This is a genomic window from Actinomycetes bacterium (genome assembly GCA_024222295.1).
GTDB lineage: Bacteria > Actinomycetota > Acidimicrobiia > Acidimicrobiales > Microtrichaceae > JAAEPF01.
In genome coordinates, this window is the sequence record JAAEPF010000017.1 from 287031 (window position 1) to 308994 (window position 21964).

Annotated in this window: 19 protein-coding genes; 10 read left to right on the forward strand and 9 right to left on the reverse strand. The window is 66.8% G+C overall.

All coding sequences use genetic code 11. The features are described from left to right. Positions 1-154: 154 nt before the first annotated feature. From GY812_04105 to GY812_04115, 3 genes are read right to left on the reverse strand one after another with little or no spacing between them, the layout of a single operon-like run. Entirely contained in the window at positions 155-1456 is a 1302-nt protein-coding gene (locus GY812_04105) for an NAD(P)-binding protein (GenBank protein ID MCP4434668.1), read from the reverse strand. Continuing rightward, positions 1453-2235, reverse strand: coding sequence for a DUF427 domain-containing protein (locus tag GY812_04110; protein MCP4434669.1), 783 nt, complete (start codon positions 2233-2235; stop codon positions 1453-1455). The genes GY812_04105 and GY812_04110 overlap by 4 nt, the downstream gene beginning before the upstream one ends. Positions 2236-2249: 14 nt before the next feature. Beyond that, complete coding sequence (locus tag GY812_04115; protein ID MCP4434670.1) at positions 2250-3095, reverse strand: hypothetical protein; 846 nt, start codon at positions 3093-3095, stop codon at positions 2250-2252. Between the two features lie 56 nt (positions 3096-3151). On the opposite strand from GY812_04115, the gene GY812_04120 reads away from it, so the two are divergent. Beyond that, positions 3152-3730: a helix-turn-helix transcriptional regulator gene (locus tag GY812_04120; GenBank protein MCP4434671.1), complete on the forward strand. Its 579-nt coding sequence runs from the start codon at positions 3152-3154 to the stop codon at positions 3728-3730. Between the two features lie 17 nt (positions 3731-3747). Here the strand turns inward: GY812_04120 and GY812_04125 are convergent, their stop codons facing one another. Further along, positions 3748-4176, reverse strand: a complete 429-nt coding sequence (locus GY812_04125; GenBank protein ID MCP4434672.1) for an ester cyclase — start codon at positions 4174-4176, stop codon at positions 3748-3750. Between the two features lie 93 nt (positions 4177-4269). On the opposite strand from GY812_04125, the gene GY812_04130 reads away from it, so the two are divergent. Beyond that, entirely contained in the window at positions 4270-4962 is a 693-nt protein-coding gene (locus tag GY812_04130; GenBank protein MCP4434673.1) for a dienelactone hydrolase family protein, read from the forward strand. A gap of 380 nt (positions 4963-5342) precedes the next feature. Here the strand turns inward: GY812_04130 and GY812_04135 are convergent, their stop codons facing one another. Further along, positions 5343-6329 (reverse strand): hypothetical protein, encoded by a 987-nt coding sequence (locus tag GY812_04135; protein MCP4434674.1) that lies wholly within the window; start codon positions 6327-6329, stop codon positions 5343-5345. A gap of 249 nt (positions 6330-6578) precedes the next feature. Between GY812_04135 and GY812_04140 the strand changes: the two genes are divergently transcribed. Beyond that, complete coding sequence (locus GY812_04140; protein ID MCP4434675.1) at positions 6579-7355, forward strand: SDR family oxidoreductase; 777 nt, start codon at positions 6579-6581, stop codon at positions 7353-7355. 21 nt (positions 7356-7376) lie between these two features. On the opposite strand, the gene GY812_04145 is transcribed toward GY812_04140, so the two are convergent. Further along, complete coding sequence (locus tag GY812_04145; GenBank protein MCP4434676.1) at positions 7377-9842, reverse strand: FtsX-like permease family protein; 2466 nt, start codon at positions 9840-9842, stop codon at positions 7377-7379. A gap of 176 nt (positions 9843-10018) precedes the next feature. Here GY812_04145 and GY812_04150 point away from each other — a divergent pair, with 176 nt between their 5' ends. Both GY812_04150 and GY812_04155 read left to right on the forward strand, forming a co-directional pair. After that, a complete protein-coding gene (locus tag GY812_04150; GenBank protein MCP4434677.1) occupies positions 10019-11464 on the forward strand; it encodes an aldehyde dehydrogenase in 1446 nt (481 codons plus the stop codon). 138 nt (positions 11465-11602) lie between these two features. Further along, positions 11603-14239, forward strand: coding sequence for an EAL domain-containing protein (locus tag GY812_04155; protein ID MCP4434678.1), 2637 nt, complete (start codon positions 11603-11605; stop codon positions 14237-14239). Positions 14240-14428: 189 nt separating this feature from the next. Here GY812_04155 and GY812_04160 read toward each other — a convergent pair whose 3' ends face one another. Next, a complete protein-coding gene (locus GY812_04160) occupies positions 14429-14704 on the reverse strand; it encodes a hypothetical protein (protein ID MCP4434679.1) in 276 nt (91 codons plus the stop codon). After that, on the reverse strand, positions 14704-15699 hold the full coding sequence (locus GY812_04165) for a phytanoyl-CoA dioxygenase family protein (protein ID MCP4434680.1): 996 nt from the start codon (positions 15697-15699) through the stop codon (positions 14704-14706). Before GY812_04165 ends, GY812_04160 begins: the two co-directional genes overlap by 1 nt. Positions 15700-15790: 91 nt before the next feature. Between GY812_04165 and GY812_04170 the strand changes: the two genes are divergently transcribed. Further along, positions 15791-16825 carry an LLM class F420-dependent oxidoreductase gene (locus GY812_04170; GenBank protein MCP4434681.1) on the forward strand — a complete coding sequence of 345 codons (1035 nt, stop codon included), beginning with the start codon at positions 15791-15793 and terminating at the stop codon, positions 16823-16825. Positions 16826-16859: 34 nt separating this feature from the next. Here GY812_04170 and GY812_04175 read toward each other — a convergent pair whose 3' ends face one another. Continuing rightward, positions 16860-18092 carry a beta-lactamase family protein gene (locus tag GY812_04175; GenBank protein ID MCP4434682.1) on the reverse strand — a complete coding sequence of 411 codons (1233 nt, stop codon included), beginning with the start codon at positions 18090-18092 and terminating at the stop codon, positions 16860-16862. A gap of 152 nt (positions 18093-18244) precedes the next feature. Here GY812_04175 and GY812_04180 point away from each other — a divergent pair, with 152 nt between their 5' ends. The 4 genes from GY812_04180 (at position 18245) to GY812_04195 (ending at position 21851) form a co-directional block, all read left to right on the forward strand. Beyond that, the gene (locus GY812_04180; protein MCP4434683.1) at positions 18245-19108 is read left to right on the forward strand and encodes a pirin family protein; all 864 of its coding nucleotides are present in this window, start codon (positions 18245-18247) and stop codon (positions 19106-19108) included. A gap of 26 nt (positions 19109-19134) precedes the next feature. After that, a complete protein-coding gene (locus GY812_04185) occupies positions 19135-19497 on the forward strand; it encodes an STAS/SEC14 domain-containing protein (GenBank protein MCP4434684.1) in 363 nt (120 codons plus the stop codon). Positions 19498-19542: 45 nt separating this feature from the next. Then, entirely contained in the window at positions 19543-20397 is an 855-nt protein-coding gene (locus GY812_04190; GenBank protein MCP4434685.1) for an SDR family oxidoreductase, read from the forward strand. An 89-nt stretch (positions 20398-20486) separates the two neighbouring features. Further along, positions 20487-21851 carry a TrpB-like pyridoxal phosphate-dependent enzyme gene (locus GY812_04195; GenBank protein ID MCP4434686.1) on the forward strand — a complete coding sequence of 455 codons (1365 nt, stop codon included), beginning with the start codon at positions 20487-20489 and terminating at the stop codon, positions 21849-21851. The last annotated feature ends 113 nt before the right edge of the window (positions 21852-21964 follow it).

Consider the following 21964-nt stretch of genomic DNA (forward strand, 5'->3'; position numbering starts at 1 on the left):
TGGGCAACACGAGCGCCCCGATCCGGCCCGTGCTCCCAAGGTCGGACCGCCGTTGCACAGCCAGCATACCCGCAGGCGGGCCGATGCACGATCACAACGCACTGCCGGGGGCCAGTGGGCGGCGCTCAGCCGGCTGCCGGCAACCGGCCCGGGATCAGGTTTCGCCTGTCATGTTGCGGATCGCGGCCATCGCCGCCGCCACCGTTTGCTCCTCGCTCCACCTGCTCGCCTCATCGGCACGGCTGCCTGCCTGGAACGCCATGAGCACCGGCTCACCGGTGTAGAAGGCCATGTTGACCCAGAGCGGGAACTCCCTCGGGTCGTTGCCGAGGTAGCCGAACAGCTCCACGCCTTCGTCCCAGAACACTTCGGGGAACCGCAGGTACACCTTGGAGAGGTGCCCCATTCCGAGGCGGTCGATGGCGCCCAGCTTCGAGTCCGGCAGTGGGGGATCGAACCCGATCGACCCCGCCTTCAGCACCCCCAGGGGGACCGTCACGAGCGCCGCGTCGGCGGTCGTGACACCCGAGGTGGAGGTGACCGCCACTTCACCGCCGGTCAGTGCGATCCGTTCGACCACCTCGTTGGTGGCGACATCCAACCCGCCGGCCACGTGCTCGATCACCTGGCTGTATCCCTGTGGAAACCCCACGTCGTCGCCACCGAACTCCGCGCCCTCCTCGGCATAGCCCGGGGCGAGCTGGTCGACGTCGGCGGCATAGTCCATCTCGATGCCGAGGACTGCGAGGAACTCCGGTGGGGCATCACCGAGGTCGATCTCCTCGCCCGACGAGTTGCGCACGACCATGCTCTCGAAGTCAGTCGGGATCCGCTCGATGCCTGCCTCGTCGGCAAGTGCGGTGAGCGGGTTGCCGTCCTCGCCGTGGATCCAGGAAGCACCAACGTCGAGCGCGGCACCGAGCGAGTGGTCGGTGTGCACGCGCCCGCCGATGCGGTCGCGCGCCTCGAGTAGCACGACCGACACGCCTTCGTCGCGAAGCGCCTGTGCGGCTGTGAGGCCCGCCATGCCGGCGCCCACGATCACAGCGCGGGCCACCCCCGCGTCGATCATCGTCTCGGCGGCCTCGATGCCCGACAGGTGCGCACCGTGAACCGTCGCGGGATGGTCCGCGTGCAGGGCCTCACCTGCGAAGAAGAGCCGGCCGTCCACCGGCTGCGCGATCAGGTTGCGGTCCTGCGGTGTGGAGCCGACTGCGAGGTAGCTGTAGGACCCGAGCGCATACGGGTCGGTGCGCCAGTTGGACAGCAGATAGTCGGTGGGCTCGGGGACACCACCGGTTCCGAGTGGCGCCGTGGTCGACGTCGAGCTGGCAGCGGTGGCGCCATCGCCCGTGCCGCCATCGTCGTCTGTGCATCCGGCGACGACGGCAAACATGGTGCCGCCGGCCAGCAGGAGTGCCTCCCGCCGGGCGACGGCCCCACGACCCCGCTTCATGGCGCACCGGCCTTCGTGGCGCCCGGGTCGATGATGTCCACTTCGTCGTAGAACGCGACCAGGCCGGCGACTGGCTGGAGGTGGGGTGTCGGGAAGCCGTATGACCACGCGATGTCGCGGCCTTCTGGGTCGTCGGCCAGGCACCAGTAGCCAGACGTCACGCCCTTGTAGGGACACACGGTCTGGGAGTCGGTCGGCTCCAGCGCGGCCCAGTTCACACAGGTCGGGTCGAAGTAGTGCCGCGGCGGGAGTCCCGTTTCGAACACGATCACCACACTGTCGGCCTCGGCGATCACACGGCCACCGGCTCTCACTTCCACGTGGCGGTCAGAGCGGATCGCATCCACCCGCGAGTACGGACTGCGGGGGTGGCCGAACACCCGCTCCGATTCCTCGAACCACACATCCAGTGCCGACCACTCGATTCGCCAGACGCGAGCCGGCAGGTCGCCCGCGGGCTCGACCAGCCGGCTCGCGGCACCGGCCTGCTTGCCGTCAGAGGAGTCGAGGTCGAACGTGTCGAACCGTCCGAGAGCGTTGGTGGTCGTTTGGCCGGTGGGGGAGAAGCGGGCCGTGTCCACCCCGGCTTCGGGGAACAGGTACTGCGGGTAGTACGGGTGCTCCCAGCCGTACCAGGCGTGCTGGGTGTCAACGAGCGTGTGGCCGTCGAGCACGCCCCGGATGCGCCGCGGGCAGGGAGCAACGTGACCGGCGGCGACCGGTGAGGCCGGAAAGTGGCCGGGCTCGATACCTTCTGCTGCGGGAGTGGAGTCGCTCATCGCACAACAGTGGCTCAGTCTCCCCAGTCCACGCGGGCACCAAGGGCGGCCAGCTGGTCGTGGGTGTCGTCGTGCACCGCTTCGTAGCGGTACCAGGGCACCGAGTTCCAGAGGTGGTGGACGAGGTGGTAGTTCTGCCCGAGCATCAGCCAGTTGAGCGTGCGGCTCGGTAGGTCGCGGGTGTCGTGGAACCGCTCGGTCGAGTCATATGGCCAGTGGGGAATCAGGTCGAACGCCGCAGTGAGCAACATGAGCGCGAGCAACAGCGGCACGATTGCCACCACGAGCAGGTCCACCGTGTGGCCGGTGGCGACAGCGGCGATGATCGACGCGACGATCACGCCGTCGAGGGCGAGCTGTGTCCAGCGGTCCTTGGGAGACTTGTCCCAGCCGAGGCGGAAGTAGCGGCCGCGGTAGGTCCACAACGGCGAGATAAGCCACAGCGGGCGGAGCCAACGGGGGTTGCGGCCCACCGGGTGGTCGGGGTCTGTGCCCTCGACGTTGGTGTAGCTGTGGTGCTTGGTGTGGCAGCTGCGAAACACCGGCAGCGTGAGGGTGAGCGCCATGGCCGGCAGCCAGCCGACGGCGTCGTTGACCTTGCGGCTGCGGTGTGCGGTGCGGTGTGAAGAATCGTGCAGCACGGTGAAGCCGAGGTAGCGCCCGAGTGTGCCGGCCACGATCGCAGCCCACGCCGGCACGACGCCCCACAGGTAGCTGAGCGAGAGTGCCATCAGGGCCAGGAACCCGACGAACAGCCAATTGGTCGGATTCGCCCACGGTGCGACATCAGGGGCACCGCGGTATTCGGCGCGGGGCTTGATCGTCTTCGGATCCGGCATGGGTGTGTCGGTGGTGGCCACAGGGTTATGATACAGATCATGGAAATCGTGTCAATACTCTGGTCGGTGGCCTGCTGATGGCCCGGCCACGGGTCACCGGCGTAGACGTAGCCCTCGACGCAGCCGGGCGAGTGCTCGTTGCCAAGGGCATCGCAGCAACCACGGTCGAGGACGTGGCCGCCGAGGCGGGGGTGTCCCGCGCCACCGTCTACCGCTACCTGGGCGGAAAGGACGAGATCGTCGGGGCGGTGATCGCCCGTGAGACACGGGCCCTGCTCGCCGCCATCGAAGGTCTCGTCGCCGAGGCCGGGTCGCCCGGTGAACTCATCGAGCACCTCGTGGCCACTGCGGTCGACGTGGTGCGGGAGCGACCACTGCTGTCACGGCTGAACAACGAGGACCGTCGCGAGACCCTGCCGTTCATCACGGTCGACGGAGCCGGCCTGATCGATGGTGTGGTCGAGACCCTCGGTCCGGTGATCCGCGACAACGTGACCTTCGAATACAACGCTGATGCGCTCGATACTGCTCTCGAAGAGATAACCCGCCTCGTGCTCAGCCACCTCACCACCCCCCGGCGCGACGGGCAGCGACTGGACCCGGCCGAGTTCAGCCGCCGGGTCGCCACGATGATCCAACCGTTGCTTGACCCCTGATCCTGTTGCGGGCGCCCTCAGGGCTGCTCGACGAAACCGAGCTGGGCCAGAAGTCGGAACTTGTCCCAGTCCACCCAGCTCTCAACTATGCGTCCACCCTCATGGCGGTCGATCTGGATGCCGGTCCACGTGGCCCGCACGCCGGTCGCCGGCCGCCCCAGGTAGTCGCCGGTGTTGGTTGCGGTGAACGACCACCGCGAAGCCACCAGGTCTCCCTCGGCAACCTGCATCACAACGGTCACCTCCGACTCCGAGAACGCGCTGTGGTAGCCGGCCAGCAACTCCTCGTACTCGGCCAGGTCCTGGTCCGAGACCTCGCCCTTCACGTCCGGTTCCTGGTGGTTGACATAGCCGGGCCCGAAGACCTCACCGGTGGCCGCGGTGGACTGGCTGGCCCACAGTTCGAGCGCCTGTCGAGACAGGCCACTCTTGTCCTCTGTCGGCATGGTCGCTCCCTGGCGTTCGGCTCGACCAGGGATTCTTCCACCCTCGCCGGCACCCCGCCGGTCGTGCGACGCTGCAGCGCGTACGGTGGCGCCGTGCCCGACATCACCCTCGACCTCCCGAGCGGTCCACTCGATGCCTACCTCATGCCCCGCGACGAGCGGTCCCCCGCCATCATGCTGCTGCACGAGGCCTACGGACTCAACGACGACATCCGGAATCTCGCCGACCGCGCAGCATCGCTCGGCTACACGGTCGTGGCGCCCGACCTGGTGGAGGGCGGGCGGATCCAGTGCCTTCGCCAGGCGTTCGCGGACCTGCAGAACGGTGGCGGGCCGATCGTGGACCGTGGCGGCGAGGTGGTCGACTGGCTGAAGGCCCGCGCCGATGTGGACGGAGACCGCATCGGGGTGGTCGGTTTCTGCCTCGGCGGCGGACTCGCATTCCTCATGGGACTCAACGAATCGGTCAAGGCCATCGCGCCCAACTACGGCAAGGCGCCGCCCGATGAGCTACTGGCGAAGTCCTGCCCAGTGGTTGCGTCATGGGGTGGGCGTGACAGGTTCCTCCGCAAGGACCCTCCCCGCGTCGGCGCCGCGCTCAAGGCCGCTGGAGTGCCCTATGACCTGCGGGTGTACCCGGCCGCCGGTCACTCATTCGCCAACCGGCCGGAGGGGCACTTCATCTCGCGGGCGTTGGCCCGTCCCTACATGGCGATCGCATACAACGAAGCCGCGGCTGAAGACACCTGGGCGCGCATCGAAGCCTTCTTCGCCGAAAACGTCTGAGCCCACCGGCAACCCGCGGCACCTTGCTGTCGGGTGAATGGACCGCGCCTCGCGACAACTGACAGCACCACGCCCCCGGGCGCGGAGCTCCCTGCCGTGATCACGAACCCGTTGATCCTCCCAGGAGGATCCCCGGTAGCGGGTAAGGGTGCTGGACTCACCGCCGCTGGCGTGGTGAGGTTGCTCCATCGACCAGGTCCAAGCGCTTCGTGACGATGTGCACCGCGCACGCGGAAACGCGGACGGCCTGAAGGCGATCTACGACGGCCTCGTCGAGGAGGTCGGAACCGACGAGGCGTCCGAACTCTGGTGGGCCGTGTTCGCGGCCGAGGACGCCCCCGTCACCGGCTAGCCCAGCGAGGCCAACGGTGCGGGTCGTCTCAGGAGCAGCCGATGGTTGCGACAAGGCCGGTGTGGTCGCTGGCCCACACGATGCCCGACTCGCCGACGGGCTCCGCCGGCTCGTTGGCCCAGCCGCTCACGTCCTGTGCTGCGAACTCCACAGAGCACTCAGGCGCGGACTTAACCAGGATGTAATCGATGCGCGAGCTGGTCTGCGCCGACTCATCGGTGAGGTCCTCCGACGAGAGTCCGCTGGTGCAGCCCTTATCTCCGGGCGCTTCGCACTCGGGCCTGCCGGCCTGCACCCATGCGTCGGCGAAGCCGGCATCCAGGAACAGCTTGTGGGCTGCTTCGCCGGGTCGGTCGTTGAGGTCACCGGTCACCATGTGCAGCCCATCGCCACCGTTTGTTTCGAGGTGGTCGACGATCTGGCGTGCGCCACACAGTTTGGCGTCATCGGTGGGCTGGCACACCGCCGCGCACTCGGTCTCCGTGCACCGGGGGTTGTTGGAACCGCTGGCCAGGTGGGTCGTGACCAGGTCGATAGGCCCGAGCGGCGAGTCGATCACGGCGTGGTGTGCCGACCAAGGGACCGTGGGCAGGTCGAGCAGCGTCTCCGACGCGATCGGCAGGGTGCTCAGGATCATCTCGCGGTCGATGCCGAGTGACACGGCCGGGTCGGCCAGCAGCGAGGAGGCGTAGGCGGCTTCACACACCCGGGGCAGTGCAGCAGTGATCAGCTCCTCCATCCTCGTGTCCACCTCCTGCAGGGTGACGATCTCAGGGCAGTCGGATTCCTCGATGTGGCGCATCAGCAGCGTCACCCGGTCGGGTGCTCCGCACTGGTCGCTGTCGGCACACTCCGGTGCCGGTATCGGATGCCCGTGCAGCACATTCAGGTTCGCGACCGTCACGGCTGCAGGCGTCGCGTCGGTGTCGTTGCCGTCGGCTTGCTGGGCATCAGCCGACGTCTCGGCGGGCAACTCGTCAGTCGACTCGCCAGCGGAATCAGTGCAGGCCGTCACCAGGAGCACAATTGCGATCGAGAGCGCGGGGATGCGCCAACAGCAGCTCCTGCAAGGGGCAACAGCAGTAGTTGCCCTGCAGTGGTAGCGCTGGGTCGGATCCAACCGGATCACCGGCCTTCATGTCGGAGCGATTGGTCGCGGACCATACAACACCGGCCATCCGGAGACGGGGGACGTGCCGAACCGTCGCCTGTGCCGGGCCGGGTCCGCGCAGGCCGATCCTCGGGCGCTCGTAGTCTTGGGCAGATGAGCAAGTGCGCCTCGCAGCCCGACCCGGTATCCGACCCGTCGGACCGACTCGCCGGCAAGCGCTTGCTGGTCACCGGTGCATCGTCCGGCATCGGCGAATCGATTGCCCGCATGGCTCTCGCCCGCGGCGCGGCGGTTGCGGGCCTCGCCCGCCGCGCCGACCGCCTCGACGCGATCGACGAAATGACTGCGATGGCTGCAGATGTGCGCGACCCGCGCGCTGCTGGCGCGGCGGTCGAGTCGGCGATCGATTCGCTCGGTGGTCTCGACGTGCTTGTCAACGCGGCCGGCATCAACCGCCCGGGCCTGATCACCGACACCGGGCCCGAGGACTGGGAGGCGGTGTTCTCCACCAACGTTCTCGGGTTGCTCGCAGTCACCAAGGCGGCGATGCCCGCCCTGCGCGCCGGCGTGGAGCCTTCCGTGGTCAACATCTCCTCCAACGCCGGCCACGGCGTCGTCAGCCCCGAGAACGGGGTCTACGCCGCCTCCAAGTCGGCCGTGGTGTTCCTGTCCGACTCCCTGCGCAAGGAACTTGCCGGTGAGGTGCGGGTGATCGAGGTCGCCCCCGGCTACGTGCAGGACACCGAGATCCATCGCGACTACGACGGCCCACACCGCGCCGAGGCCGACGAGCGCCAACGGATACACGGCATGCAGCTCGACCACTTCGCCCAACTCGTGCTCGACCTCGTGGCGCAACCGGCCGACGTGCAGGTGCAGTCGGTCTTGGTCACCAAGACGGGCTACGTCGCCAAGCCGTACGGCACTTGACCGCGGCGGCGAGGGCATCAGCTAGTCGGATCGCCCCGCGTCGGCAGGCGCCACCCGCGTCGCCCGTCGGGCGACCGCCAGGCTGACCAGCACGGCGATCGCCGTGGCAGCGAGGCCGACCCAGGCCAATGACATCCACGGCACGATCGGAGCTTCCAGCAGGTCCTCAGGGACGAACCGGGCGCCCCACCAGCCGACCAGAGCGCCTGCGCCCAGTCCGATCACCGAGGCGATGCCCGCGATCACCCCCGCCTCCACCCCGACCAGCGCGCGGATCTGGCCGCGGCTCGCCCCGACGGCTCGCAGCATCACCAGTTCGCGTCGCCTCTCCAGAATCGCGAGAGCCTGGGTTGACCCGAGACCCAGCATGCCGATGCCCACCGAACCGACGAGCAGCACGCCGATCACCCGCAGCACGGTGTCAGTGACTTCCGAATTGAGTTCGGCGAACGACTCGGGTGTGTGCACTCGCACCTTGGGAAAGCTGTCACCCACTCGCCGCAGCTGGCGGCGGACGGCCCAGGTGGGCGCGTCGTCGGCCACTTCGAGCGCGGCGAGTTCGAAGGTGCCCTCGGCGTTCACCTGCTCCACCGCTGCACGGGCCACGACCGCCGGGCCCACGAACGCAGTGTTGGCGTAGGTCGCCACGACCCTCACCTCTATCTCACCGCCCGAGGTCGACTGCAGGGTCACCGTGTCGCCCACCGTCACGCCGAGCGACTCCGCTGTGCCGTCGGAGAGCATCACACCGTCGGGCGCGCCCTCACCTGTCAGCTCCGCGTCGGGAGGCTGGCCGGCCACCGGATCACCCGAAGTGATGTCGAGGTCCATGATCGACGCCAGTCGGGCGAGCCCGGAGGTGGTCACCCGTCGTTCGGTCCCACCCGGCCCCACGATCACGCCGTCAACAGCGATCACCTCCGCTGCCGCGCTCAGCCCACCAACGTTGCCCGCAAGGACGTTCACCAGCGACGTCGGGTCGACGCGCACGAGTCCTCGCCGTTCCAGGTAGAGGTCGGCCGACCCTGCAGTCTCGAACCGCGACTGCACTGTCTCGCGCGCCCCGGCGCCGATCGTGCCGACCACCGCCACCAGTGCCAGCGTGACCATCAGGGTCGCCCCCGCCGCAGCGGACCGGGCAGGCCGGCGGGCCGCATTGCCGATCCCGAGCCGACCGCTCACTCCCAGCAGCGGCGTCAGCGCCACCGACACCAACCGGATGGCGGGAACGAGCGGGCCCACCGGGGTCCGTTCGGCGCCGGCGCCGGTGTCGGACAGCGCATCCAGTGGGGCAGCCCGCGATGCACGCACCACCGGCCACGCGGATCCGATCAATGTGACCGCGAGGCCCACGACTGCGGCGGCGACGACCATCGGCGAGGTGAGCAGCAACGCGGCTGACACCCCGAGCGGATCGACAACCGTGACCGCCACCCAGGCCAGCACCGTGCCGATGCCGAGCCCCACAACGCTCGCCGCGGCGCCCACGATCGCGGCCTCGACGAGCACCAGCCGCGCCAGTTGGCTTCGTCCTGCGCCGACCAGGCGCAGCAACGCCAGTTCCCGGATCCGTTGGGCGAGCACCACGGTCTGCACGTTGGCAACCGCGAACGCAGCGATCAGCACCGTCAGCGCGGCGAACGCCGAGGTGCCGGAGCGAACCCCCTCATCGATACTGGCGACGGTCTGTTGTGTTGCCTGGGTCCGGTCGGTCACGACGACCACCTCCAGCCCGTCCGGCAGGGTCGATCGCAAGCGGTCTGCAACCGCATCGGCGTCCGCACCCGGCTCGGGAACGACGCTGACCCGGTCGACCTTTCCGACCGCCCCGAGCATCGACGCGGCCTCGTCGGCCGGCAGCACCACATGCGCTGACGAGATCGCGATCTGTTCCGGTGTCAGCGCGCCGGCCGAGTCAGCTCCGTCCAACTCCGGTGAGGTGACGGCGGGCTCCACCAGACCGACCACGTCTACCGAGCGAGTACCGGTCGGCAGCTGCAGCCGAGTGCGCGACCCCAGGGGAGCCAGGCCCACGATCGCCCCGCCGACGTCCACAGCCACCTCGTCGGGCCCAACGGGCTCGCGTCCTTCCACGACCTGCCAGCGGTTGGGGTCCCAGGCCGAGGACAGCACGAGGCCGCGCAGCTGCACCGGACGGTCGGGCTGCTCGCGCGACGAGACACGGAACGACACCGGCTGGTCGAGCACGCCGAACGCTTCGAGCACGCCATCTGTGGAGCGCACTGTCTCGGTCACCGAGTCATCGATGGCAGTCGCCGTCGTGGCTCCATCGGCGCCCGCAGTCACCGAAATCGTGCCGACCGGCAGTGTCAGGGCACCGGCGTCGCCGGACAGTTGCACCGAGAGTTGCTCGGAGAACCCGAACGCGGCAGTACAGAAGGCCACCGCGATCGCGACGGTGGCGAACATGAACGCCATGCGCCCGGGCCTGCCGCGAAGCTCGCGCCGAACCAGTGGAGCGCCCATCGCCGGACCGTACCGGCAGCCATGGAGTCCCGGTCGCGCGCTTGGGGGCCAAGCTGAGCGGATTGCCGGAAACACCCGTGCGCACATCTGCGGGCACGGGTGTAGTAGCAAACGATTGCGGAACGATGGTCGGGTGGCTCCCGGCCGCCAGAGCAGAAACAGGTGCCATGACCGAAATCAAGTCCAGGGATTCGATCTACGTAGGCGGCGAGTGGGTGCAGTCCACCGGGTCCGGGCTGATCGAGGTGGTGTCACCCAACACCGAGGAGGTGATCGCCACCGCTCCCGATGTGACCGCGGACGACATCGATGCGGCAGTCGCCGCGGCACGCCGGGCGATGGACGAGGGTCCGTGGCCCACGATGGCCAAGGAGGAACGCCTGGCGAAGATCTCCGAGCTGAGCGCTGTGCTCATGGAACATGGCCAGGAAATCGCCGACACGATCTCCGCGGAGAACGGCTCACCCGCCAAGTGGTCATTCGCGGGCCAGGTGATGTCGGCCACGATGGCCCTCGACGCGTTTGCCGAGATCGGCGCTGACTACGACCTCGAGTCCGCTCGCATGGGCGGACTCGGCCAGACGGTCAAGGTGCGCAAGGCCCCGGTCGGAGTTGTGGCAGGAATCGCCCCGTGGAACGTGCCGTTGTTCATCATGGCGCTCAAGCTGGGCCCGGCCATGGTGACCGGCTCGCCGATCATCCTGAAGGCATCGCCCGAGACCCCGCTCGACGCCTACCTCCTCGCCGACGCGATCGACTCGATCGGCCTGCCACCAGGAGCCGTCAACGTGGTGTCTGCCGATCGTGATGCCAGTGACCATCTCGTGCGGCATCCGGGGATCGACAAGGTGGCATTCACCGGCAGCACCGCTGTCGGGCGCCGCATCGGTGGCATCTGCGGTGAGCAGCTCAAGCACTGCTCACTCGAGCTCGGCGGCAAGTCGGCAGCGATCCTTCTGGAGGACTGGGACATCGCGGCGGGAGTCAACGAACTGGTCGACTCGGGCCTGCTCAACAACGGACAGGCGTGCGGCGCCCAGACCCGGATCCTTGCCCCGAAGTCGCGCTACTCCGACGTCGTCGATGCCCTCGCCGCGCATGTCGGCTCGATGGTGGTCGGTGACAGCCTCGACCCCGAGACCGATATCGGCCCGATGGTCAGCCGGCGCCAGCGCGAACGGGTGGCCGGATACCTGGAGATCGGCGCCGAGTCCGGGGCCCGTGCGGTCACCGGTGGCGGGTTGCCCGACCACATCCACCAGGGCTGGTTCGTGGAGCCGACTGTGTTCGCTGATGTCGACAACTCCATGCGCATAGCCCGCGAGGAGATCTTCGGGCCGGTGCTGGCTGTCATTGCCTACGACGGCGAGGAGGAAGCGGTCGAGATCGCCAACGATTCCGACTACGGGCTGTGCGGCTCGGTGTGGTCAGCCGATGCAGACCACGCCACTGACCTCGCCGCGAAGGTGCGCACCGGGTGCGTTGCGATCAACAGCCAGTTGATCGTCGACTGGCGCAGCCCGTTCGGAGGGATGAAGGACTCGGGTCTCGGCCGCGAACTCGGCCCCGAGGGGATCGACGAGTACATCGAGTACCAGTCGATCATTGGCCAACCGGGATGACCGGCTGCGCCTTGTGAACCGCTTGTGCGCATCCACGCCGGCAATCAAGGCGTTGTTGAGCCCGTCGCAGCGCTCCTGACCCCATGCCCCGTCCTGCAATCTCGACCGTAGCGAGCTCAGACGATACCTGCACCCCGAGTGTTCGCCGGCTGCTGGGCTCTCGACGCAGAGTTTTCGAACACTATTGATCAACGTGCTGGTATTCTGCACAAGGTGACGATCGAGTCCGGGTCTCGGGCCGCGGATACGGCGGCCGTTTCTGCTGCGAAGTCAGCGTCAGAGCCTCAAGCCGTCCACGGGCGCGAGCTGCTTCCGGTGGGCGAGCGGAAGCTGAGGCTGTCCTGTTCGCTACCCTCGTCGCTTTGCATAGGGGCGGCGCTCTCCCTCTGTTTGGCCGCCCTGCTCGCACCCGATCTGTTCAGGCATGTGCGGCCGCCAAGCATAGTCTTGATCGGCTCGGCCTATGCCCTTGTGGGTGCAGCCGGTATAACTTCCGCCAAGCATCGGCGGCTCGCGCTGCTTCTGCTTGCAGGCGCCTTGATCGTATCGGTGGTTTCCATAGTAAGGGGAGATGTAGCACTCGCTCTGCCGGCATGCCTGGTTGGCGCTGCCGGCATGGCCGTGTTGGTTGGATCGAAGTCCTGGATTCCTCTGTTTCTAACTACTACTGCTGCCATCAATGGTGCCGCGCTCATATTGGTCGCCTTACGGCAGTACCTGCGCTCCGATATGGACTTCTGTTTCGTCTTACCCATGGTGGGAACACTGAGCATTCTGGGGGCAATGGTAGCCACGTACGACCTCTTTCAAATTCGACTCAACAGACGCTGCTTGATGACGTTTGTGATAATCGCCATGGGCGCAGCTGCGTTTCTTGGTTCCTCCCTCGCCGAAGACGCATCAGATCCCGTGGATCTGACAGGTAACGCCCAAACCACCACCCCGCGAATGCCGGTTGGAATGCATGTCTTCGGCGAATCCCAGGTTCCCCCCTGGATCCGTCTGCCGGTGATAGCTGGCGCCGCTGCGTGGATCATGTCGTACATACGCAGAGCACGAATGTGGGGGTCTGTTCTAAGTGAAGCTCCAAGCGCCTTTCTCCTAGTGGACCAGCAAGGACGAATTGAAAGCGCATCCGGTAATTGTGAGACGCTCACGGGGCATGAGTCTCATGAAATCGTTGGTCTCACGATATCGGATCTACTGTCGGCGAGTGTTTCGCGTCAACATCACCAAAAGTTGATGGATGAGTTCTGGCGTTCGAATTCCGAGCACCTGATAGCTGCGCGCCCGATTGAAATACGTACCAAGTCTGGCCATTTGTGTCTCGCCTATGTTCGCCTGCAGAAGGTCGACAGTCCAGGCGGTCCCCGTGCCGCCGTCATTATAAATGACGCAACATTGGAGGCGGAGGCGAGCGCGGATGCAGCCGCAAAATCCAAATTGCTACGTGAGACCCTCAGCGACATGGCGATTCAGGCGAACACAGATCCCCTCACCGGCCTTCTGAACCGGAAGGGCATCCTGTCGGAGCTAGAAGTAAGAATCGCCAGCGGCCCGTTGGTGGTGATGTTCGTTGACATCGATCACTTCAAGTCAATAAACGACGGTATGTCACATGCAGCTGGTGATCAGGTGCTACAAGAGGTGGCGCAGCGGCTTAAAAAAGCAACTCGTACTGCTGACGACGTCGTAGGCCGTATTGGGGGAGACGAGTTCGTCATCGCACTCCGCTCCGGAAACCTGGGGTTCAGCCGACAGAACGCGAATCTGGATTCATTTGCCAGCCGGATTTCAGATGCGATCAACTCCGAGCCCGTCGACATCGACGGCTTGATGGTACCGGTGGCAGCATCCGTGGGAGCCGCTGAGTCCGGACGGCTGTCCGCGATGCAGGTCGTTCACCGTGCCGGTCTGGCCCTGCATGCAGCAAAGGAGAGCAGGACTCGCTCGGGTGCCTCAGAATCGGGCGTCGCCACCTACACGGCAGCTATGGGACTGGCTGCTTCCCAGCGTCTCGAGAAGATCGCGACAGTGATCGCATGCGTTGAAGGGGATTGTTTCGACGCTTGGTATCAGCCACTGGTTGATCTTGAAAGCCACGAGATTGTTGGGCACGAAGTACTGGCACGGTGTGTCGAGCCGGGTGGCGCCGTAATAGGTGCGGGTGATTTCATAGAGCCGGCCGAGCAGGCGGGCGTGATGCCACAGGTTGCGGACCAGGTTCTAAGCGGCGCCTTTCGTAAGTTCAGTCAGTTGCCGAGCCACCTCACGATGGCGATCAATGCATCTCCACGCGAGTTGTCGGATCCACGATTTGCCCTCCTGCTCAGGCGCTCTATTGATGGCTACGGGTTGGACCCATCGAGGATCGTCCTGGAGATCACGGAAGCCGGACTGTTCGTTCTCGAAGCCGATGCAAAGTCGTCGCTGTGGGAACTAGCTCGCGAGGGTGTGAGGCTGAGCCTGGACGACTTCGGAACCGGGTATTCATCGATCTCATCTCTTGCGGAGCATCCGATATCTGGCCTGAAGCTAGACAAGTCGTTCACCCAGGCATTGACCGCTGGAGGCAAGGCTGTCGATGAGGAGACTGTGGAGTTGGTGGCCAGTTTGGCGGTTCTGGGAGATTCGCTTGGGTGCGAGCTGGTCGCGGAGGGTATCGAGACGACTCAGCAGGCGGAGTTGGTCCGCGCGGCGGGTTGGCTGGTGGGGCAGGGCTTTCTGTTTTCTCAGGCGGTTCCGAGTCCACTTCGGACCGTCGCCGGAATGTGAGGGACCTCTCCGACGACTCGAGGCGCAAGCTGGCGAACACATCCAGCGGTCAGTCCGGTACACAGTGCGAGCGGTGGAGCTCGTGGCGATGTCGGTGTCCAGTTCGCAGCTATTGCATTCCGTGAGTTTCGTTCCCCACGCCGAGACATCGTCAGACGTGGAACCGTGCTAACGAATCGCTGCCGGGCGCTAGAGGTCGATGAGCTGTTCGAACACAAACTCGTGGCGCAGGTAGTCAACCTGGCGCTCCGCGCCCGGGGCGGGAGCGGTGAGCTGACTCGCCTGGATGAGCCGCCAGCCGTCGCGCAGGGCTGCGACGCCCGTCGGGTAGGGCGGGTCGGCCTTGGAGTCGCCCGGCGGGGTAGGGCCCTCGCCGGTTCCGTCGTAGCGGGCCCATGCGATCACGTTCGAGTCGAGAGCGCTCGTTTGAAGCCAGAGGAACAGCACGTCCTGGCGGGCTCCCATCAGGCACCCGCCCCGCGTGATCCGGTGCCCTCGCCCGAGCCGGTAACTCCACCCGAACCAGCAGCGACGGACTCGCCCGCCGGGCCTACGCTCTCGCCGGCCAGCGGCGCCCGCTGCTCGGTGCGCGTGAGGTACCAGTCCGAGTCGAATGAACCGTCACCGGTCATGTACCGCCACAGCTTCGAGCGCTGCACAGTCTCGAGCCGACCGGCCGCCACCTCGTGCCACGGCTCGTGGTTGCGGAACATCCCCGCCGCGGTGTCGGTCCGGTAGTTGGCGAACAGGTGGTCGTGCACCTCGCCGTGCACCTCGTCGAAGTCCGAGAGGTCCCAGTGCCTCACCTGGGGCCGGGTGGGGTTGATCCGGATCTTGTAAGCGCGGCGCTCCGCCTCCGACCGGTTGGCCCGCCCCCGGTGCCACATCCCCTGGTGGAACACGATGATCGACCCAGCCGGGCAGACCACGTCGCGCTGGCCCACGATGTTCTGGTAGCGGGCAATGTCCATCTCGTTGACCCTGCGCAGGTGGGAACCGGGCACGAACCCGGTGCCGCCCGCGCCGGCCTCGATGGCGTGGAAGAACCAGAAGATCTGGATGTCGAACGCCAGCGTGGTGTCGACGATCGCATCCTGGTGCAGGTGCTGGTCGACCAGGTCGCCTGGTAGCCGCACGTGCATCCAGTCGTGGTCGAAGCGGGGGTTGGGACCCACGAGGCTGGTGATGATCCCGGCCACCCTGGGCAGGCGCAGCATCGCCCCGATCGGTGACGGGTCGGGGTAGCAGTCGGCCAGGGGAGTTCCGCTGTCCGGCTTGGCGCGCAGCATGTCCACCATGCCGTGCTCCGAGAACGTCTTGATCGCTGCATCGTTGATGGTCTGGGGTACGACCGAGTCGAACTGCAGGAATCCCTTGTCGACGAACTCGGCGACCTGGCAGGTCGTGAGCAGTTCCGGCTCGTGGCCGGGGTCGGATTGACTGGCTGTGGCTCCCGTCACGGCGGCCACAGTACCGATACGTGCATGGTCGTGGTCGCCGTAAGGTGTGCGCCTCTATGAGCAGGGCCCAGGTGGCCGGCAGGGGGACAGCATGAAGATCAGCACGACCATCTCATTCAACGGCGATCCGAAGGTCATGGCCCAGCAGGCCCGCGACCTCGAGTCGGCCGGTGTCGACCTGTTGTGGGGCGCGGAGATATACGGCTACGACCTGATCTCCACGCTCGGCTACCTCGCAGCGGAAACCGAGACCGCCCAGTTGATGACCGGCATCATCCCGCTCTACTCGCGCAGCCCCACCCTGATCGCCCAGACCGCAGCGACCCTCGACGCCCTGTCCGACGGGCGGTTCGTGCTCGGCCTCGGGTCCTCCGGACCGCAGGTGATCGAGGGCTGGCACGGGGTGCCGTTCGAGAAGCCGCTCGGACGCACCCGCGACACCATCGAGATCTGCCACAAGGTCTGGAGCGGCGAGAAGGTCACCCACGAGGGCCGCACCTATGACCTGCCGATGACCCAAGGCGGCACCGGGCTCGGCAAGCCACTCAAGTTCATGAACGCGACGCCATCACACGAGATCCCGATCGCCCTCGCCAGCATCGGCCCCAAGAACGTGGAGCTCACCGCCGAAGTCGCCGACATCTGGCAGACCATCCACTTCGTGCCCGACCGCTTCGAACTCGTCTGGGGCGACGCCCTCGCGGTCGGCAAGGCGAAGCGCGATCCAGCCAAGAAGCCTCTGGAGATCATCGCCGGTGGGTTTGCGGCAATCGGTGAAGGTGACCACATCCAGCAGGCCCGCGACGCGGCCCGAGGCGTCATCGGCTTCTACGTGGGCGGGATGGGAGCCAAGACGAAGAACTTCTACAACGACCTGTTCCGCCGCTACGGATGGGAAAAGGAAGCCGAGGAGATCCAGGACCTCTTCCTCGGCGGCAAGCGGCCCGAGGCAATGGCCGCGGTCCCCGAGGAGTACATCGACCTGTCGTCGCTGATCGGCGACGAGGGCTACGTGCGGGAGCGCCTGCAGGTGTTCAAGGACGTGGGCGTGACCTACCTCAACCTGCAGACTTTCGGCCCTGACCAGCTCGACACGATCTCAAAGATCAAGGAGTGGTCGCAGTAGCCGGCTGAGCGCGCTGCCGACGCCAGCAGCCTGCTCAGCCCGGTGGCACGTGCTCGGGTGTGAGCTCCTCGGCGATCGACTTCCAGATCCCCATGGCGTAGTTCTCGTCGACCTCTGACGCCTGGCCGGCAACGGTCACGATCGCAACGGCGAGGTCTGCTTCGGGCAGGTATGCGTGCACCGCGCCCATGCCACCGAACAGTGGTGTCTGCACGATCCAGTCGCTTATCGAGATCACGCCGAGTCCGTAGAACACGCTTTCGGTGTTCTGGCGGCATGCGCCCTCGGGGCAGGTGTCGGGTGCCGCGCCGAGCTCCACTGTGTCGGGCGCGACCATCGAGGCGTAGGCCTCGTCGCTGAGCAGCGTGCCCGTGCCGACGGCGACGGCCGACGCCGCCAGGTCACAGATGTCGGTGGAGAACACGGACCCGGGGGCGGTCTGCCACGACGGGTTCCAGAACGTCGTTTCCTCCCAGACCGACCGCTCGCTGCTGTAGGTGTGCAGCGCAGGCACCGGCAAGGCTGGAGTGAGCGCCGCGGCGGTGGCGTCGAGTCCCATGGGTTGGGTGACCATCTCGGTGAGCAGTTCGTCGAGCGGCTTGCCGCCGATCTCCGCGAGCGCGGCGCCGAGGATCACGTAGTTGGTGTGGGCGTAGTTCCACGCAGTGCCGGGCTCGTAGAAGGGCTCCTGGGCGAACGCGACGTCGAGCAGCTCGCTGGGCTTCCACTGCCGGAACGGGTCTGCGTAGAAGTCGTCGTTGAAGGCTGCGTCGGGGACGTAGTCCGGATAGCCCGAGGTGGACTGGGCGAGCATCTTCAGCGTCACCTCATCCGCGTTGGGTACGTCGAGGTCGGGCAGCCACTCGCTGACGGGGTCGTCGAGGCTGGCATCACCGTGCTCGTCGAACAAGAGCAGCAGGGTGCCCATCCATGCGAATGCCACGTTGCCGGTGCGGAACCGCATCGACTGGTCTGCGTCGACGCCGGCCTGGGATTCGCCGACGGCGTCGGCTGCGATCAACTCGTCGCCCCGGGTCACCTGATAGAGCACCGAGCTGAGTCCGGCCTCACTGGCAACGGACTCCACGATCTCGGCGACGGTTTCACCTTCTTCTCCTACGGCCGCCGTTTCGTCACACGCGGTGCCGGGTGCCACGAGTTCGTCGGCCAGTGAGGTGGACGAGCTGTCAGATGATTCGGAGCTGCAGGCGCCCGCCAACAGGGCCAAAGCGAGCGCGACCGTGAGAGGGGTGAAGCGCCAGGGCATGCTCCGATCGTAGGGCCAGGACCGGGCCATGCCCCCATGCGTTCCGGGGTGGGCTGGGAAGGATTACAGGGGGAATCGCTGCTGTTCATACAGGGGCGCACCCAACAGTGCTGGAGACGATCTACATGAACAACGACACAAGGCCCCTGGCCATGGTGGTCACGGCGAGCCTCACCGTGGAGGGCGGCGGTTTCGAGGTGTACCGGCCGTTCCCTGCGCCACAGCTCAACCTGCTCGATCCGTTCCTGTTGCTCGACGAGATGGGGCCCACTGTGAACGAGCCCGGCCGGGCCGTCGGCGCGCCCGACCACCCGCATCGCGGGTTCGAGACGATCACGTACATCCTTGAGGGCGAGGTCGAGCACCGCGACTCGGCCGGCAACCACGGGGTGATCGGCCCCGGCGACATCCAGTGGATGACGGCCGGCGACGGCGTGGTGCATTCCGAGATGCCGACCGAGCGCGCCCAGTCCGAAGGCGGTCGCGCCCACGGAATGCAGCTGTGGGTGAACCTGCCCCGGGAACTGAAGCGCACCGCACCGCGGTACCAGGCGCTCACGGCTGACAACCTTGCCGAGGTGTCGGGCGACGGCTGGTCTGCCCGGGTCGTGGCGGGCGATGTGCTCGGTGGTCAGGGTCCGGCCGCCAGCCATACCCCGGTCGGCTACGCCCACCTGACAGTGCAGCCGGGCGCGACCGTTCGGATCCCGGTACCCGACGCGCACAGCGCTGCGCTCTACGCGTTCTCGGGATCGGCCCTCGCCGGGACTTCAGGCGAGGAGTTGGCGGAGCATGCGCTGGCGGTCTTCGAGCGCACATCGGGGGACATGCTGGTGGAGGTGCCCGCCGAGTCGGAGCACCCGCTTGAATCGCTGGTGCTGACCGGTCAGCCGCTCAACGAGCCAGTGGCTCGGTACGGGCCGTTCGTGATGAACACCCGCGCGGAGATCGAAGAGGCCATTGAGGACTTCCAGGCCGGCCGCATGGGGACCATCGCAGCCACCGGTACAGTCTGAATGGTCCGAATCCCCGGAGGTCCACCATGTTCACGCCCATCGAAGACCTGCCCGACAACGTCGTGGGCTTCACCGCCCAGGGCAAGGTGCACTCCGACGACTACAAGGACACCCTCATCCCTGCGATTGCAGACCTGATCGAGCGCACCGGCGCTGCGCGCGTACTTCTCGTGCTCGGGGAGGAGTGGGAGGGCTACAGCCTCGGCGCCGCGTTGGAGGACGCCAAGCTCGGAGCAGAAGACATCCGCAAGTGGGAGCGTTTCGCCCTCGTGTCCGACGCCAACTGGATCGAGCACGTCTCGAAGCTGTTCGGCTGGATGATCCCCGGCAAGGTCGCCAACTACAGGCTCGCCGACCTCGACGACGCCAAGGTCTGGGTGGCCGCCTGAGCACACGCCCGTTCGCCCGGCCGACTGCCGTGGTAACAAGTCGCCATGACCGAGCCCGGTGACGGCGTCCCCCCGATCGAGGAGTGGTCACGGCTGCTCGATGGCCGCGTCGCCGTTGTAACGGGTGGCGGCGACGGCATCGGCGGTGGAATCTCGCGGCTGTTCGCAGAACACGGGGCAACGGTCGAGCTCGCCGAGATCGATGCCGAACGTGCCGAGAGGACTGTCGACGCCATAGCGGCCGCTGGTGGATCCGCGCATGCCCATGTGGTCGATGTGCGCTCGGCGTCTGACGTAGCCGCGCTGGCCGACGCGGTACTCGGCCGGCACGACTCGGTCGACGTGCTGGTCAACAACGTGGGCGACTATCGCCCCTCGGTGCGATTCGATCAGTCCGACGCAGAGTCATGGCGGGCGATGTACGAGGTGAACCTCGAGCACGTGTTCGCGGTCACCCGTGCCTTCCTTGGTGCCATGGTGGCCGGCGGCGGTGGGTCGATCGTCAACGTCCATTCCGTGGAGTCGATGCGCGGCTATCCGGTCGAGCCGGTCTACGCGGCGATGAAGGCCGGCGCGGCCCACTTCACGCAGTCGATCGCAGCGGGGTACGGCCGCAAGGGGATCCGGTGCAACGGGATCGGCCCCGACGTCACCCAGACTCCACAGGTCGACTACCTGGGCCGCAGCGAGGGCGCCGAGCTCGGGTGGGAGACCTGGGCACCCGTGGGCAGGGTCGGCTGGGCGGAGGACACGGCCCGCGTTGCGCTGTTCCTGGCCAGCGACCTCTCTGCATTCGTGACCGGGCAGAACATCGCCGTGGACGGTGGCACGCTCGCGCAGTCGGGTTGGTTCTTCAGTCCCGGAGACCGGCGGTTCACCAATCGGCCGCACAGACTCTGAGTGCGCGATCTGTGCGGTTTCGCGATCACGGATGTCCGCTGAACCGGTAGGTTCTGCGGCCGCGAAGGCAACCACGCCGAGGAGGACCCGTGGCCGAACAGACCAAGTACCTGTTGGACGAGTCGGACATGCCGACCCAGTGGTACAACCTGGTTCCAGACCTCCCCGCGCCGCCGCCGCCTCCGCTGCATCCGGGCACCGGCCAGCCAATCGGCCCCGAGGACCTGGCGCCCTTGTTCCCGATGGCGCTCATCGCGCAGGAGGTGTCGAGCGACTCCTACATCGACATCCCCGAGCCGGTGCAGGACATCTACCGGCTGTGGCGTCCTTCTCCGCTGTACCGGGCGCGTCGCCTCGAAAAGGCCCTCGGCACGCCCGCGCACATCTACTACAAGTACGAAGGCGTCAGCCCGGCCGGGTCGCACAAGCCCAACACGTCGGTGCCGCAGGCGTTCTACAACGCCGAGGAAGGTGTCACGAAGCTCACCACCGAGACCGGAGCCGGCCAGTGGGGGACGGCACTCGCCTTTGCGTGCTCACTGTTCGGCATCGACTGCGAGGTCTGGCAGGTGCGCGCCTCCTATGACCAGAAGCCTTACCGAAAGTCGATGATGCAGGTGTTCGGAGCCGACGTGCATCCGAGCCCGAGCGACATCACCGAGATCGGCCGCAAGATCCTTGCCGACGACCCCGATACCCCGGGCAGCCTCGGCATCGCCATCTCGGAGGCGGTCGAGGTGGCCGGCGCCAACGAGGAGATCCGCTACGCACTCGGCTCGGTACTCAACCACGTGCTGCTGCACCAGACCATCATCGGCGAAGAAGCGATCAAGCAGCTCGCGATGGCCGGCGAATCCCCCGACGTCGTGGTCGGCTGCGTGGGCGGCGGCTCCAACTTCGGCGGCCTCGCCTTCCCGTTCATCCGCGAGAACCTGGCGGGCAACCTCGATGCCGAGATCCGCGCGGTGGAGCCGGCTGCATGCCCCACGCTCACCAAGGGCACCTACGCCTACGACTTCGGCGACACCGCGGGGATGACGCCCTTGATGAAGATGCACACGATCGGCCACGACTTCGTGCCCGATCCGATCCACGCCGGCGGCTTGCGCTACCACGGCATGTCGCCGCTCATCTCACATGTCTACGAACTGGGCCTCATGACCGCCGAGTCACGCCACCAGAGCGAGTGCTTCGCGGCCGGAGTCGAGTTCGCCCGCAACGAGGGGATCGTGCCGGCACCCGAGCCGACCCACGCGCTCGCCGCCGCGATCGACGAGGCCAACAGGTGCGCCGAGACCGGCGAGGAGAAGGTCATCCTCACCGCACTGTGCGGCCACGGTCACCTCGACCTCGCCGCCTACGACAAGTACCTGTCGGGTGAGGTGCAGGACTACGAGTACCCCCAGGAACGAATCGACGAGGCCCTGTCGCGCCTACCCGACGTGGCGGGTTGAGCCGTGGCGATCGACACAGTGCACATGCTGCTGTATTGCTCCCAGCCGGAAGTGAGGCGGGTCGCAGAGCAGCCCACCGCGCCCGGAGCACCCGCTGGGTAGTTGTGACTGTT